This window comes from Craurococcus roseus, from assembly GCF_039523795.1.
Classification (GTDB): domain Bacteria; phylum Pseudomonadota; class Alphaproteobacteria; order Acetobacterales; family Acetobacteraceae; genus Craurococcus; species Craurococcus roseus.
The window spans coordinates 28,719-42,027 of sequence record NZ_BAAAFZ010000064.1 but is presented as its reverse complement, the minus strand read 5'-3'; the positions used below and the strand labels follow the sequence as shown (position 1 = coordinate 42,027).

Here is a 13,309-nt window from a genome sequence, read left to right as displayed (position 1 = left end):
GGGCGGTGGTCGGCCGGGTGCGGGCCGCGGCGTCGCGCTTCGCCGACGCTTGGCCGCTGCGGGGCTGGGCCGCGTTGGGCGCCTTCTGGCGCTGCGCCGCCGGCGCGGCGGGCGGGACGGCCGGGGTGCTCACCTGGCTCGGCCCGCCGCAGCCTGAGCGTCACGCCGCCGCGGCGGCCGTCTTTCCCGCCGAACCGGCGCCGCCCGCCGTGGGCGCGGCGCCCGAGTCGCCGCCGGCGGAAGCAGCGGCCGGGCCTCTTCCGGCCGCCGCGCCGCCCGCGCCCAGGACGGGAACGGGGGGACGCTCGCCTGGCGGCGCGGTGGAGCCGGCGTTGCAGGAAGCGGGGCCGCACGGGCCGTTGCCGCGCGTCGGCCCCGACGGCCGCACGCCGATCCGCGCCTACGGCCACCCCTTCGACCGCGCCGACACCCGACCGCGGGTCGGGCTGGTGGTGGGCGGGCTCGGCGCGAACGCGGCGGTGACGGAGGAGGCGATCCGCCGCCTCCCGCCCGCCGTGACGCTGGCCTTCAGCCCCTACGCGGCGCGCGTCGACTTCCTGCTGGAGCAGGTGCGGGCCAAGGGCGGCGAGATGCTGGTGGCGCTGCCGCTGGAGCCCGCGGGGCACCCGACGCTCAACAACGCCGGCAACCGCGCCTTGCTGACCCGCCTGTCGCCGGCCGAGAACCGCGACCGCCTCGAATGGGCGCTGTCGCGCTTCGGCGGCTACGTCGGCGCGGTCGGCGCGCTGGGGCCGATGCGGGGCGAGCGCTTCGCCGAGTTCCCGGAAATCCTCCACCCGGTGCAGGAGGCGCTGCGCGCGCGCGGGCTGCTCTACGTGGACCCGCGCCCCGGCGCCCGGCCGCCCGAGCGGGCCTGGGGCCGGTCGGTGGACATCGTGGTGGACGAGCCGGCGACGCGCGGCGAAATCGAGCGCAAGCTGGAAGCGCTGGAGCGCCTGGCGCGCGAGCGTGGCACGGCGGGCGCGCTGGGCTACGCCGGCGAGGCCTCGCCGGTGCTGGTGGACCGCATCGCGGCCTGGGCCGGCGGCGTGGAGGAGCGGGGGCTGGCGCTGGCGCCGGTCTCGGCCATGATCCGGCGCCCGTCGGCCGATGAGGCCTCGGCGCAGCCGGCGGCGCCGCGGGCGCGGGCCGCGCAGTGAGCGCGCCCGGCGGCACGGGGCTGCCTTACCGCGACAACGTCGGCGCGGTGCTGTTCAGCCGCGGCGGCTTGGTGCTGGTGGCCCGCCGGGCCGACCTGCCGAACGCCGAAGGCGCGGCGGGCGGGTGGCAGTTGCCGCAAGGGGGCATGGACCCGGGCGAAGACCCGCGGGTGGCGGTGTTCCGCGAACTGGAGGAGGAGGTCGGCACCGCCAAGGCCGCCATCCTGGCGGAGCACCCCGAGTGGCTCTCCTACGACCTGCCGCCGGAGTTGCTGGGCCGGGCGCTGGGCGGGCGCTACCGCGGGCAGCGGCAGCGCTGGTTCGCGCTGCGCTTCTTGGGCGAGGACTCCGACATCCGGCTGGACCTCGACCCGCACCCGGAGTTCGACGCTTGGCGCTGGGCGCGGCTGGAGGAGCTGCCGGCGCTCGCGGTGGGGTTCAAGCGGCCGATCTACGAGGCGCTGGCGCGAGAGTTCGCGCGGTTCGCGGCGCCTTGAGGGCGCCGCGGGGCGCTACTGCGAGAGCCGCAGTTTCGACAGCTCGCCGCCGATCGCGGTGAAGACCTCCCGCAGCTTGGTCTCGTTGGGCGCGTGGTAGTACAGCGCCTCGCCTTTGCTGTTCTTGCTGGCGCAGTTCGTCATCATCTGCACCGCAGCGGTGCTGCCCTCGGAGGGGCCGAAACGGATAGTGTAGACGGTGATCTGCTCGGGCCCCTCCGGATCCGTCGCCTTTACCTTGGGCTTTCTGGTCCTGATCTTCTGGCACAGCTCCAAGGTCCTGGCGTTGATGGCGGTCTCGGCCGCCGACAGCGTGGTAGCGCCCAGTTGGTCGCGGATGTAGCCGTAGGAGCCGTAGAACCCCTCAGGCCGGCTGCTGACGCTCTCGGGCCGGACCAGCTGCAAGCTCTCATTCACGTTGCTCGTGCCCGAGTCGTCGGTCTGGAAGTCGCGCGCACTGAACCAGTCGTTGTCGCCGTCGGTCAGGAGGATCAGAACTTTCTGCCTGTTCGGCAGGTGGTAATCCAACGGCAGCGCCGGGAGGTCCGGGCGCGTGTCCGTCGTGGTCACCGGCTCCTCGCTCTTCCACCCGGGGAAGCCGCCCACGACGTCCTGCTTGCGCCAGTGCTGGCTCAAGGTGAACCATCCGGCTTGGAGCCCCGGCGCGATGTTCGTGCCGGCGCTGAAGGGAAGCTTTTTCAACGTCATGTTGGCGATGCGCGCTTCGACCGTGGCGCGGTCCCGCGTGAGCGGCAAGACCCGGTGCGTGGACTCGGTCGGGCACATCATGTTGGGCCCGTGCGCCACCGCCCAAGGATCTATGCCGGCCGACACGTGGGACGACCAGTTCACCATCCTCTTCAGCAAGGTGTTCTGCTTTTGGCTGAACACGGCCTCCGGCGCCGTCCAGTCGTTGTGGCCCATGCACACGTTGTGGTAGCTGGCCGGGGTGCGCCGCTTGGTGTCCGCGAGGTACCAAGCGTCTTGGTAAGCGGCTTCGAGCCTGCAAGCGAAGTTCGTGTCGTTCGTCGGCCGACCGGCGACGTACTTCTTCGTGGCGTCGTAGCTGCTGGGGGCGAAGAACCGATTGAGCCTGGCGCCGCCCGTTGGGGCCGCGTCGAGCAGGGATATGTCCCGCATCTCGACGCAGCCGCCCCAGTTTGTGTCCGTGCCCGACCAGGACCTGCCATAGACTTCGCCGGTTCGGGTGGCGCCGAGGAAGGCTTCCTCGTTTTGCTTGCCGTAGTTCACCGCCGTGGCAAAAGGGACGACGGAGATGAACAGGTTCTCCAGGTACTTCTTGTTGTCCGCGTTGGGCGTACCGTCCTTGTTCTTCGGCAAGTCGTCGTAAAGGATCTCGAGGAGAAGCCTGGCCGCGTCGCGCGCGGCGTCGATGCGGGTCTTGCCGCCGCCGGCGTCCGTGGCCGTCATGGACAGCGTGATGTCGAAGACCAGCGCCATTTCGAGGCCGCTGTTGCTCCTGGTGGCGCCCGAGGTCTTGACGATGGTCATCGACCCGCCGGTCGCCGGTTTGGTCGTGTCCACCGACCCCGACAGGTTCACCTTGTCGCCGTTCACGCTGACAGAGACGTTGCTCGCGCTCAACGTGGTGGAATTGCCCGAGCTGTCGTTGTAGATGCCCGCGACGAGGGCCTTGATCCGGTCCAGGGCCGCCTGCTTCTCCGCCGCGGTCCCGTGCTGAAGGCGGTTGATGTCGCGCGCCGCGGCGAGGGCGCCGGCGTCGAGGGCCGATTGCAGGCGCGCCTGGACGACCCAGTTGTTGGCGGCCCGCACGGTGAAGGCGCCCATGAAGGCTATGGCCGGTATCAAGGCGCAGACGAACATCGGGACCGACCCGCGCTTGTCCACGGCGCGCTTCGTCGCGGTTGGTACGAGCTTCGTCATGATAGGCAAGCTCCCGTTGCTGACGTCTTCGTCTTCAGCTTGCTCGTGTCCGGCGCGCGGCTCGTGTGCAGCAGCGAGCTGGTCACGGTGGTGATCGAGTTGATCTTGCTGAGCCCGATCTTTTCCACGAGCAGGCTGTTGGCCTTGCTGAAGAGCATGGAGTCGAGTTGGATGAACACCTCGGTGCGGAACATCGCCTCGCCTGCCCTGAGGGCGAAGTTGGCCGGCAGGCTGATGCCGTCCGTGGCGAAGGCGCCGGCGTTCGTGCCGCGGTTGTCCATCACCCACCACCGCTCGGGCTGGTTCGCGGCGTTGACGCCGATGGCCGTGACGACGACCGCCCATTGCTTCCCGGGCTTCCGGAAAGGTCCGAGCGTGCGTTCGGCGAATTTGGCGATCACGGCGTCGTCGGCGCTGGAAACCGACGTGCATTGGGAGATGATCTGGCCGACCTGCGTCGCCGCGGTTTGCGCGCGGAGGTAGCCGCGCGCGAGGTAGGCCACGTCCAGGAACCCGACGAGCAGCAGCAACAGGACCGGCAGGACGATGGCGAACTCGAGCGCGGCCACGCCGCGGCGGTCACGAGCAACGTTGCGCACCGGTGCCGCCATTGCTGAAGGGTTCGTTTTTGATGGTGATGGTGCCGCCGTGGGCGTAGGTCGTGCGGGGGCGGAACTGTTTGGGGATGAATATCAAGGGCGGGTCGTAGGTCAGCTTGTATTCCACGATCTGGCCGCCGGCGCCGGTGCCGCTGGCACTGCCAGTTCGCGTGCCGTTCTGCGCGGCGTCGGCATTCGCGGCTGCCAAGCTGTTGAAGGAGAGCGCGCTCAGGGCGAGGCTGCTGCCGCTGAGGAGGCCGCCGATGCCGGCGGCGTCGGCGCCACCGCCTATGCGGGCGGCTTTCATGATCTCGTTCATGCCGGCCTGCCCGGCCCGCGTCCCGTCGGATTGCCGACAGCCCAACGAAGCGGCGCGGGTCGCTTGCAGCAGGGCGTTCTCGACCGCGACCGAGGTGAGGCCGTGCCACACCATCTCCAGGCCGCCGAACACAAGCACCATGAGGACGGAGGCCACCCCGGCGAATTCGAGGGTGTAGACGCCGCGCTTGCAGCGCAGCGCACGCATGGCGGCGCGCCGGACCCGTCGCGGCGGCGCGATGGCCATACGGCCCGCCGCCCGGCCGGGCGGCGGGGGCCGGCCGGGGGTGATGGCGTGTGCCTTCGCCCTTCCAGTGAACCACATGCAGCCCACCCGTCGTTTTCCAATCAACGAAAAGTAGACGGAACGAACTGCAATTGCAACAAAAGTGTTGGGCGGGCTGCCGAAGCGGTTCCCTGTCTGGTTTATCAACCTTAAGTTAAGTGCCGGTTCACGTACAAGCGCCTCGGCGCGCCGGCGTAGGCCACGCCGCAGCAACCGCGCGAGATCCCAGCGTCCCGCCCGGGACGGGAAAACCCCGCCGGCAGCAGCCGGCGGGGCTCATTGTCGCGTCGCGTCCGCCGCTAGGTCCGCTCCGGCTCGGCTGCGGGCGGTTCGGAGCGGGCCTCAGCGGTTGTCGGCCCGGCCACTCACGTCCCGGGCGGCTCCACCCAGGGACGATCGCGGGCCGAGACGTCAGACCGAGTAGTACATCTCGAACTCGACCGGGTGGGGCGTGTGCTCGAACCGGTACACCTCGCCCCACTTCAGCTCGATGTAGCTCTCGATCTGGTCCTGGGTGAACACGTCGCCGGCCAGCAGGAACTCGTGGTCGGCCTCCAAGGATTGCAGGGCCTCGCGGAGCGAGCCGCAGACCGTCGGGATGCCCTTCAGCTCCTCCGGCGGCAGGTCGTAGAGGTCCTTGTCCATCGCCTCGCCGGGGTGGATGCGGTTCTTGATGCCGTCGAGGCCGGCCATCAGCATCGCCGCGAAGGCGAGATAGGGGTTCGCCGCCGGGTCGGGGAAGCGCACCTCGACGCGCTTGGCCTTCGGGTTCGTCGCGTAGGGGATGCGGCAGGAGGCGGAGCGGTTGCGGGCCGAGTAGGCCAGCAGCACCGGCGCCTCGAAGCCCGGGATCAGGCGCTTGTAGGAGTTTGTCGAGGGGTTGGTGAAGGCGTTCAGCGCCTTGGCGTGCTTGATGATGCCGCCGATGTAGTAAAGCGCCGACTCGCTCAGGTCGGCGTAGCCGTTGCCGGCGAAGAGCGGCTTGCCGTCCTTCCAGATGGACTGGTGGACGTGCATCCCCGAGCCGTTGTCGCCGTAGACCGGCTTGGGCATGAAGGTCGCGGTCTTGCCGTAGCTGTGGGCCACGTTGTGGATGCAGTACTTGTAGATCTGCATGTGGTCGGCCTGCCGCACCAGCGGGCCGAACTTGGTGCCCAGCTCGTGCTGCGACTGCGCCACCTCGTGGTGGTGCTTCTCGATGACCACGCCCATCTCGCCCATGGTGGAGAGCATCTCGGCGCGCAGGTCCTGCTCGCTGTCCACCGGGGGCACGGGGAAGTAGCCGCCCTTCACCACGGGCCGGTGGCCCATGTTGCCCTCGGGGTAGTCCTTGAGGTTGGCGCCTGGGCCTTCGACGCTCTCGAGCTGGTAGGTGGCGTAGTTGCCGCCGACGCCGAACTTGACGCTGTCGAAGATGAAGAACTCGGCCTCGGGGCCGAAAAAGGCGGTGTCGCCGATGCCGGTGCTCTTCAGGTAGGCCTCGGCGCGCTTGGCGGTGGAGCGCGGGTCGCGCGAGTACATCTGGCCGGTCGAGGGCTCGATGATGTCGCAGAACAGGATGAGCTGCGGCTTGGCCGCGAAGGGGTCCATGCAGGCCGACTCGGCGTCCGGCATCAGGATCATGTCGCTCTCGTTGATCGCCTTCCAGCCGGCGATGGAGGAGCCGTCGAACATGACGCCGTCCGCGAACATCTCCTCGTCCACCGTGGAGACGTGCTGAGCCGTGTGCTGCCACTTGCCGCGCGGGTCCGTGAAGCGGAAGTCCACGTACTCGACGCTGTGCTCCTTGATCATCTCCATGACCTTGGAGACCGCGTTCCCCTGATCCTGCGCCATGCCTTCTGTTCCGTGTCCCTGTTCTGGTTGCCCCGGGGCATGACTGGGCCCGCCCGGGACGGGCCTTCCTCCCGCCGGCCCCGGCCGGCGCGCGCGCGTGCCCTGCTACACCGCGTCCTCGCCCCGCTCGCCGGTGCGGATGCGGATGACGTCGTGGACGTCGGTGACGAAGATCTTGCCGTCGCCGATGCGCCCCGTTCGCGCCGCCTGCTGGATCGCCTCGATGGCGCGGTCCACCAGGTCGTCGGCGACCACCAGCTCGACCTTCACCTTGGGCAGGAAGTCCACGACGTACTCGGCGCCCCGGTACAGCTCCGTGTGGCCTTTCTGGCGGCCGAAGCCCTTGGCCTCGACCACGGTGAGGCCCTGGAGCCCGATCTCGTGCAGGGCGTCCTTCACCTCGTCGAGCTTGAAGGGCTTGATGATGGCCTCGATCTTCTTCATCGGTCCCGCTTCGCCCTGCAGCGCGACGATCCGCGTCCTGCGCCGCCCGCCGCCCGGTGCGCCGGGGCGGTTGCGGCGGCGTGTGTTTCGCACGCGGCGCGCCGGCCCTCAATCCGGCCCCCGCAGAAAACAGCCCCGCCCGCGACAGGGATTGCCCATTCAGGCGGCGGGCTGCGCACGGAAGCGGCAGGCCCGGTCGCTCTCCGCGGTTGCCGGGGGCGGCTCGCGCCTCCATTATACCGGTTCGCTACCGCCGTAACGATTTCCGGAGCGCCCGGTCGGAATGAAGCCCCAGAACACCCTGCTTTCGGGCATCGGCACCACCGTCTTCACGGTGATGAGCGCGCTCGCCCAGAAGCACGGCGCCATCAACCTCGGCCAGGGCTTCCCGGATCACGACGGGCCGGAGGACGTGGTGCGCGCCGCGGCGGACGCCCTGCTCGACGGCCGCAACCAGTACCCGCCCATGCCCGGCGTCCCCGAGCTGCGCCGGGCGGTCGCCCACCACAACCGCCGGTTCTACGGCATCGAGGCCGACCCGGACGCCGAGGTGGTGGTCACCTCCGGCGCCACGGAGGCCGTCACCGCCTGCCTCATGGCGGTGCTGGACCCGGGCGACGAGTGCGCGCTGATCGAGCCGCTCTACGACACCTACCTGCCGGTGGTGAAGCTGCTCGGCGCGGTGCCGAAGCTGGTCCGCCTCCAGCCGCCGAAGTGGGAGCTGCCGCGCGCCGAACTCGCCGCCGCCTTCGGGCCGCGCACCAAGGCCGTGCTGCTGAACTCGCCGATGAACCCGACCGGCAAGGTGTTCACCGCCGCCGAGCTGGCCTTCCTCGCCGACCTCGTCGCCCGGCATGACTGTTACGCGGTCTGCGACGAGGTGTACGAACACCTGACCTTCGACGGCTGGCGCCACATCCCCCTGATGACCCTGCCCGGGATGCGGGAGCGCTGCATGCGGATCGGCAGCGCCGGCAAGACCTTCAGCCTCACCGGCTGGAAGGTCGGCTACGTCACCTGCGACCGCAGCTTGGCGCCCAACGTCGCCAAGGCGCACCAGAACCTCACCTTCACCACGCCGCCCAACCTCCAGCGCGGCGTGGCGGTCGGGCTGATGAAGGACGACGCCTACTTCGCCGGCATCTCGGAGGCGTTGGGGGCCAAGCGCGACCTGCTCGCGGCCGGGCTGGCCGAACTCGGCTTCGGCGTGCTGCCGACCCAGGGCTCCTACTTCGTCACCGCCGACTTCCGGCCGATCGGCTTCACGGGCGACGACGTGGCCTTCTGCCGGGCGCTGACGGAGGAGGCCGGCGTCACCGCCATCCCCGTCACCGCCTTCTACGCCGACCCCGCCACCGCGCCCAACCACTACGCCCGCTTCGCCTTCTGCAAGGGCGACGAGGTGCTCCGGGCGGCGCTGGGGCGGATGCGCGGCTGGATCGAGGCGCGGCGCAGCGGCCGAATGTTGACGGCGGCGGCCGGCTAGTCGTATTTCCCGGCCGGGCCGCGGGGCCAACCGCGGCCGTCGTGTGGCGGCCTTAGCTCAGTTGGTAGAGCGTCGGCTTGTGGTGCCGAATGTCACGGGTTCGAGCCCCGTAGGTCGCCCCACCCTTTCCCCCTGATGAACCCGGCGGCAGGATCGCCCCCGAAACCGTTCAAAGGGGGACGCCGATTCATGCAGCTATCCGTCGAGGGCCGCGCCGCGCTGATAACCGGAGGGTCCAAGGGCTTGGGCTTGGCGATGGGCCGCGCCTTCGCCGGCGCGGGCGGCAAGGTGGCTTTGGTCGCCCGAGGGGCGGAAGCTTTGGCGAAGGCGGAAGCGGAACTGCGGGCCACCGCGCCCGGCGCCGAAGTGGCCGCGATCGCCGCCGACGTCTCCACCGCCGAAGGGTGCGAGCGCGCCTTCCGTGAGGCGGAAGCGGCGTTCGGGCGGGTGGACATCCTGGTCAACAACGCCGGCACCAGCCAGCGCGGGCCCTTCGCCGAGATCACGGACGCGCTGTGGCAATCGGACCTGGACCTGAAGCTCTTCGCCGCCATCCGCCTCTGCCGCCTGGCGATGCCGGGGATGCGGGCGCGCCGCTGGGGGCGGGTCATCAACGTGCTCAACATCGGCGCCAAGGCGCCGCCGGGGGAGGGCGCGCCAACGGCCGTGTCGCGCGCCGCGGGCATGGCGCTGACCAAGGTGCTCGCCAACGAGGGCGCCAAGGACAACGTGCTGGTGAACGCGCTGCTGGTCGGCGTGATCGAGAGCGACCAGTGGGTCCGCCGCCACGCCACGGACAAGCGCAACATCACCTGGGACGAATGGAAGGAAGAAATGGGCAAGCCGGTGCCCGTCGGGCGCCTCGGCAAGCCGGAGGAGTTCGCGGGCCTCGCGCTCTACCTGTGCAGCCAGTACGGCGGCTACGTCACGGGCACCGCCATCAACGTGGACGGGGGCCGCAGCCCGGTGGTGTGACCACCGCCGGGCCGCGGCCGGCCGCCGCTTAGACCGCCGTCGCCCTGGGTGGGAGCACCCAGGGCGTGAATCGCCGGTCCAGCAAACCCTGGACGCGGTTCGGCCTGACCACAGTCAGGCTGAAACGGGTCTAGCGGCGCTGGCCCGGGTAGGCGCCGGTGGTGTTGGAGCCGGTCGCGCGGTCGTAGGCGCGGGTGGCGGCGGTGCCGGGCGGGTTCTCGCGCGTGCCGTCCCGCTGCGCCGGGTAGGCGCCGGAGACGTTGGTGCCGGCGGCGCGGTCGAGGGCGCGCTCGGCGGCGGTGCCGGTCGGGTTGCCGGCGCGGCCGTCGGCCGGGGTGCGCGGGCTGCCCGTCGCGCTGTCGTAGGCGCGCTGCGTCGCGGTGCTGGGCGGGTTGCTCGCGGTGCCGTCGCGCGTGCGGCTCTCGCAGGCGGCGACGGTCACGAGCAGCGCCGCGGCGGCAACGCCCTTCAGCACGATCCTCTTGTCCATGAAGCGTTCTCCTTCACTGGGTTCCGGAAACAGTGTCCCAGTCATTGCAATAATGCAGGGTGGGGCGGATGGTTCCGAAGCCGATCCGCTGGCCCGCCTTCCGTGTCCCCGGCGCACGTGCCAACCTGCAGGCGAAATGTGTCGGGGGAGGGGCGGATGCCGCGTGTGCTGACGGTGGCGATCGGCGGGCTCGGCGCCATAGGCGCGCACCTCGCCCGCGCCCTCGACGCCGGCGTGGAGGGGCTCTCGCTCGCCGCCGTGGCCGCCCGCGACCAAGCAAAGGCGGAGCGCCTGGTCTCGGCCTTCCGTTCCCCGCCGGCCTTGGTCCCGTTGCGCGAACTGGCGGAGCGCGCCGACGTGGTGGTGGAGGCGGCGCCGGCCGCGGTGTTCGAGGAGATCGCCGAAGCCGCCATCGCGCGGGGCCGTGTCTTCGTCCCCGCTTCCGTCGGCGCGCTGCTGCCGCGGATGCATCTGGTGGAACGCGCGCGGCAGACCGGCGCGCGCATCGTGGTGCCGACCGGCGCCCTGCTCGGCCTCGACGCGGTGCGCGCCACGGCGGAGGGCGAGGTGGAGAGCGTCTCCATCGAGACGCGCAAGCCCCCGCGCGGCCTGGCCGGCGCGCCCTACCTCGAAGAGAACGGCATCGACGTGTCCGGCGTGCGGGAGGCCACGCGCGTCTTCGCCGGCAACGCCTTCGACGCGGCGCGCGGCTTCCCCGCCAACGTCAACGTCGCCGCCGCGCTGGCGCTGGCCGGGATCGGGCCGGAGCGCACGCGCGTCGAGATCTGGGCCGACCCGGGCGTGACGCGCAACACCCACACCATCCGCGTCGAAGCCGCGGCGGCGCGCCTCACGATGACCATCGAGAACGTGCCGAGCGAGGCGAACCCGCGCACGGGCCTGATCACGCCGCTCTCAATCCTGGCGTGCCTGCGGGGGCTGACCAGCACGCTGAAGGTGGGGAGCTAAGGCCTGTTAGCCCCTGAAGCCCGCGAATATAATGGGCGGGCCGGTCGAGCCTTGCAGGAGGTGAGCCATGAAACGTCACCAGACACCTACTTGGTTCGCGCTTAGCCTAGTCACCGTAGCCTTCGCCACCACCGCGTCTGCTCAATTCCCAACTTCGGAGGTTCCCAAGTCCGAGCCGGAATACATCGCCAAGGCGAAGACCGCGGCCCCGGCGTCCATTGTGAACGCGGCGACGATCGTCATGATGCAGGCTGACGGCAGCACCAAAACCCTACAGAACGGCTCCAACGGGTTCACCTGCCGCGTGAACCCCGACGGCACGCCGGTGTGCGCCGACGCGAACGGCATGGAATGGATGATGGCGGTCGGCGCGAAGGCGGCTCCGCCCAACAAGACCGGGTTCATCTACATGCTGGCGGGCGACACGGGGACCAGCAATCACGACGCCCACGCGACCGACAAGAGCCACTGGGTTCAGACCGGTCCGCACGTCATGATCGTCGGCACGGCGGCGCGGGAGATGGCGAGCATCTACCCGAGGACCTTGGACCCCGACCCTTCGCAGGCGTACGTCATGTTTCCAGGCACGCCATACGAGCACCTGATGCTCCCGGTGCATTCACAACGGGATGCGGCGAAATAACGCGTGAAACGAGCCGCCGTGCCTTCGACCGGCGACACGGCGGCTCCAGTTCCAAGAAGTTCAGGGGCCAACAAGCCCTAGAGCCGACCGCGGCCAACGACTTCCGGGGCGTCGGACGTCGCGGACAACCGTCTCCGTGACGTTCGGAGCGTGTTGCGGACCTGCACGCGGTTGCCGGCGTCGCCAGGACAGGCCTTCGCCCACGCCGCCGGATTCGCCCGTTGCGGACATTCTGTCGAGCTTGCTAGCTCCGCGGCATGCGGCCTGTGCTCATCGACTTGCCCCGTTTCCTGCTGCGTGATTTCCAGGAAGCGGACCGGAGCGCGTTCATCTCCTACCAGCATGACCCGCGCTACCTCCATCTCTACGATTTCGAGCCCGATGACGCGCGGAGAGCCGAGAACCTATTCGACCTGTTCCTGGCTTGGCAGGGAGACGAGCCTCGGTCCAACTTCCAGTTCGGCATATTCGACCGGCGGAACGCCCTGCTTTGCGGGTGCGCCGGGCTCCGCAAATCGACCGACAACGTCGCCGCTCTCGGCATCGAACTGGCGCCCTCCGAGTGGGGCCGTTTCCGGCTCGCGCTGGATGCGGCGGCCGCATTGCTGGAGTACGGCTTCGGAACCCTCGGGCTCGACACGATCATCGGCGACACCTCGAGCGGCAACAACCGCGTGGAGAAGCTCGCCCGGTGGTTCGGCGCCAGGATCGTCGCGCGCCGTGCGGGTCCGGAGTGGATGCAGGCGCGAGGATGGCAAGAGGTGGAGTGGGCGCTCGGCCGCGAGGATTGGGAGAAGTCAGGGCGAAGAAGCAGGCCCTTCTGGTGACGTCGGCTTCCCGCCCCAGGCGGCGGTTCCCCTCCGATGCGGTTGCCGCTGTGGGTTGGGCCTGCAACACCCTATGATCCCACCTCAATTGGCCCTGGCGGACGCTTCCCCCGGCACCCCGTAGGCGCGCAGGAACACCGAAGCCGCCGCCGCCGCCGCCCGGTCCACCGCGTCCACGTCCGGCGCCGGCGGCACGCCGAGGCCGGCGCGCAGCCAAAGGTCGCCGCGCAGCAAGGCGCCGAGGTGCCCGGCCGCCTCGAATGGGTCCGCGTCGGCGCGCAGCCGCCCCGACCGCTGCTCTTCCGCTATCCACCCGGCGAGCCGGTCGCGTCCGGCGGCCGGGCCGGCGGCGAAGAACGCCTCCGCCAGCCTCGGCACCCGGCCCGCCTCCGCCTGCACGATGCGTTGGATGGCCAGGGTGGCGGGCGCGACCAGGAAGGCGAGCACGGTCCTGCACAAGCGGCGCAGGGCGGCCTCCGGCCCGTCGTCCCCGTGGCCCGCGAGCGCCGCCGCCTCCGCGGCCATGCGGTCGCACCGCTCCGCCACCATCGCCGCGAAGAGCGCGTCCTTGCTCGGGAAGTGCGCATAGAGCGTCGCTTTGGACGCACCGGCCTGGCGGGCCACGGCGTCCATGCTCACGGCGGCGAAGCCTTGCCCCAGGAACAACTCACCCGCCGCGTCCAGGATGGCGCGGGCTTTGGGGCCGCGGATGGCCTCGTCGGGCGGTGGCGGCGGAACGGCGACTGCGGCGTCGAGCATGAGGGTCGGTCCTGGCTCCTCCGAGGGATCACCGGAGGTTTCAACTGAACTGTTTAGTACAACCCGGCCTTGACAGCACACGAAAAAGAGAGCAGTTATGCTACTGAACTGAACG

Annotated in this window: 14 protein-coding genes and 1 tRNA gene; 8 read left to right on the top strand and 7 right to left on the bottom strand. The window is 70.3% G+C overall.

Translation table 11 applies throughout. The annotated features are described in order from the left end of the window. Positions 1-1,160, top strand: a 1,160-nt coding sequence (locus ABD067_RS20135; protein WP_343897177.1) for a divergent polysaccharide deacetylase family protein, incomplete at its 5' end; no start/stop codon positions are given. Further along, on the top strand, positions 1,157-1,657 hold the full coding sequence (locus tag ABD067_RS20130) for an RNA pyrophosphohydrolase (protein ID WP_343897176.1): 501 nt from the start codon (positions 1,157-1,159) through the stop codon (positions 1,655-1,657). The genes ABD067_RS20135 and ABD067_RS20130, both read left to right, overlap by 4 nt. Positions 1,658-1,672: 15 nt before the next feature. Here ABD067_RS20130 and ABD067_RS20125 read toward each other — a convergent pair whose 3' ends face one another. The 5 genes from ABD067_RS20125 to ABD067_RS20105 form a co-directional block, all read right to left on the bottom strand. Continuing rightward, positions 1,673-3,562, bottom strand: coding sequence for a pilus assembly protein TadG-related protein (locus ABD067_RS20125; protein WP_343897175.1), 1,890 nt, complete (start codon positions 3,560-3,562; stop codon positions 1,673-1,675). Continuing rightward, positions 3,559-4,173, bottom strand: a complete 615-nt coding sequence (locus tag ABD067_RS20120) for a TadE/TadG family type IV pilus assembly protein (RefSeq protein WP_343897174.1) — start codon at positions 4,171-4,173, stop codon at positions 3,559-3,561. The genes ABD067_RS20125 and ABD067_RS20120 overlap by 4 nt, the downstream gene beginning before the upstream one ends. Next, a complete protein-coding gene (locus tag ABD067_RS20115) occupies positions 4,142-4,726 on the bottom strand; it encodes a TadE/TadG family type IV pilus assembly protein (protein WP_343897173.1) in 585 nt (194 codons plus the stop codon). The genes ABD067_RS20120 and ABD067_RS20115 overlap by 32 nt, the downstream gene beginning before the upstream one ends. Before the next feature lie 450 nt (positions 4,727-5,176). Then, positions 5,177-6,601: a type I glutamate--ammonia ligase gene (glnA, locus tag ABD067_RS20110; protein ID WP_343897172.1), complete on the bottom strand. Its 1,425-nt coding sequence runs from the start codon at positions 6,599-6,601 to the stop codon at positions 5,177-5,179. A gap of 105 nt (positions 6,602-6,706) precedes the next feature. Then, entirely contained in the window at positions 6,707-7,045 is a 339-nt protein-coding gene (locus ABD067_RS20105) for a P-II family nitrogen regulator (RefSeq protein WP_343897171.1), read from the bottom strand. Between the two features lie 283 nt (positions 7,046-7,328). On the opposite strand from ABD067_RS20105, the gene ABD067_RS20100 reads away from it, so the two are divergent. The 3 genes from ABD067_RS20100 to ABD067_RS20090 all read left to right on the top strand — a co-directional run bounded on the left by ABD067_RS20100 (position 7,329) and on the right by ABD067_RS20090 (position 9,506). Next, entirely contained in the window at positions 7,329-8,531 is a 1,203-nt protein-coding gene (locus ABD067_RS20100) for an aminotransferase (protein ID WP_343897170.1), read from the top strand. A 46-nt stretch (positions 8,532-8,577) separates the two neighbouring features. Next, positions 8,578-8,653 (top strand) — tRNA-His (locus tag ABD067_RS20095). Positions 8,654-8,720: 67 nt separating this feature from the next. Then, positions 8,721-9,506, top strand: coding sequence for an SDR family oxidoreductase (locus ABD067_RS20090; RefSeq protein ID WP_343897169.1), 786 nt, complete (start codon positions 8,721-8,723; stop codon positions 9,504-9,506). 130 nt (positions 9,507-9,636) lie between these two features. Here ABD067_RS20090 and ABD067_RS20085 read toward each other — a convergent pair whose 3' ends face one another. Then, the gene (locus tag ABD067_RS20085) at positions 9,637-9,996 is read right to left on the bottom strand and encodes a hypothetical protein (protein ID WP_343897168.1); all 360 of its coding nucleotides are present in this window, start codon (positions 9,994-9,996) and stop codon (positions 9,637-9,639) included. Positions 9,997-10,152: 156 nt separating this feature from the next. Here ABD067_RS20085 and ABD067_RS20080 point away from each other — a divergent pair, with 156 nt between their 5' ends. The 3 genes from ABD067_RS20080 (at position 10,153) to ABD067_RS20070 (ending at position 12,435) form a co-directional block, all read left to right on the top strand. Next, the gene (locus tag ABD067_RS20080) at positions 10,153-10,965 is read left to right on the top strand and encodes an aspartate dehydrogenase (protein WP_343897167.1); all 813 of its coding nucleotides are present in this window, start codon (positions 10,153-10,155) and stop codon (positions 10,963-10,965) included. Between the two features lie 67 nt (positions 10,966-11,032). After that, a complete protein-coding gene (locus ABD067_RS20075; protein WP_343897166.1) occupies positions 11,033-11,608 on the top strand; it encodes a hypothetical protein in 576 nt (191 codons plus the stop codon). Positions 11,609-11,865: 257 nt separating this feature from the next. Then, positions 11,866-12,435 (top strand): GNAT family N-acetyltransferase, encoded by a 570-nt coding sequence (locus tag ABD067_RS20070; RefSeq protein WP_343897165.1) that lies wholly within the window; start codon positions 11,866-11,868, stop codon positions 12,433-12,435. A gap of 84 nt (positions 12,436-12,519) precedes the next feature. Here the strand turns inward: ABD067_RS20070 and ABD067_RS20065 are convergent, their stop codons facing one another. Then, entirely contained in the window at positions 12,520-13,194 is a 675-nt protein-coding gene (locus ABD067_RS20065; protein WP_343897164.1) for a TetR/AcrR family transcriptional regulator, read from the bottom strand. Positions 13,195-13,309: the final 115 nt, after the last annotated feature.

Excerpts from the sequence above, each read along its gene's own strand:
- ABD067_RS20065 (WP_343897164.1), bottom strand. The coding sequence starts at position 13,194 with ATGCTCGACGCCGCAGTCGCCGTTCCGCCGCCACCGCCCGACGAGGCC.
- ABD067_RS20105 (WP_343897171.1), bottom strand. The coding sequence starts at position 7,045 with ATGAAGAAGATCGAGGCCATCATCAAGCCCTTCAAGCTCGACGAGGTG.
- ABD067_RS20125 (WP_343897175.1), bottom strand. The coding sequence starts at position 3,562 with ATGACGAAGCTCGTACCAACCGCGACGAAGCGCGCCGTGGACAAGCGC.
- ABD067_RS20085 (WP_343897168.1), bottom strand. The coding sequence starts at position 9,996 with ATGGACAAGAGGATCGTGCTGAAGGGCGTTGCCGCCGCGGCGCTGCTC.
- ABD067_RS20115 (WP_343897173.1), bottom strand. The coding sequence starts at position 4,726 with ATGGCCATCGCGCCGCCGCGACGGGTCCGGCGCGCCGCCATGCGTGCG.
- ABD067_RS20120 (WP_343897174.1), bottom strand. The coding sequence starts at position 4,173 with ATGGCGGCACCGGTGCGCAACGTTGCTCGTGACCGCCGCGGCGTGGCC.
- glnA (WP_343897172.1), bottom strand. The coding sequence starts at position 6,601 with ATGGCGCAGGATCAGGGGAACGCGGTCTCCAAGGTCATGGAGATGATC.
- ABD067_RS20090 (WP_343897169.1), top strand. The coding sequence starts at position 8,721 with ATGCAGCTATCCGTCGAGGGCCGCGCCGCGCTGATAACCGGAGGGTCC.
- ABD067_RS20075 (WP_343897166.1), top strand. The coding sequence starts at position 11,033 with ATGAAACGTCACCAGACACCTACTTGGTTCGCGCTTAGCCTAGTCACC.
- ABD067_RS20100 (WP_343897170.1), top strand. The coding sequence starts at position 7,329 with ATGAAGCCCCAGAACACCCTGCTTTCGGGCATCGGCACCACCGTCTTC.
- ABD067_RS20080 (WP_343897167.1), top strand. The coding sequence starts at position 10,153 with ATGCCGCGTGTGCTGACGGTGGCGATCGGCGGGCTCGGCGCCATAGGC.
- ABD067_RS20070 (WP_343897165.1), top strand. The coding sequence starts at position 11,866 with ATGCGGCCTGTGCTCATCGACTTGCCCCGTTTCCTGCTGCGTGATTTC.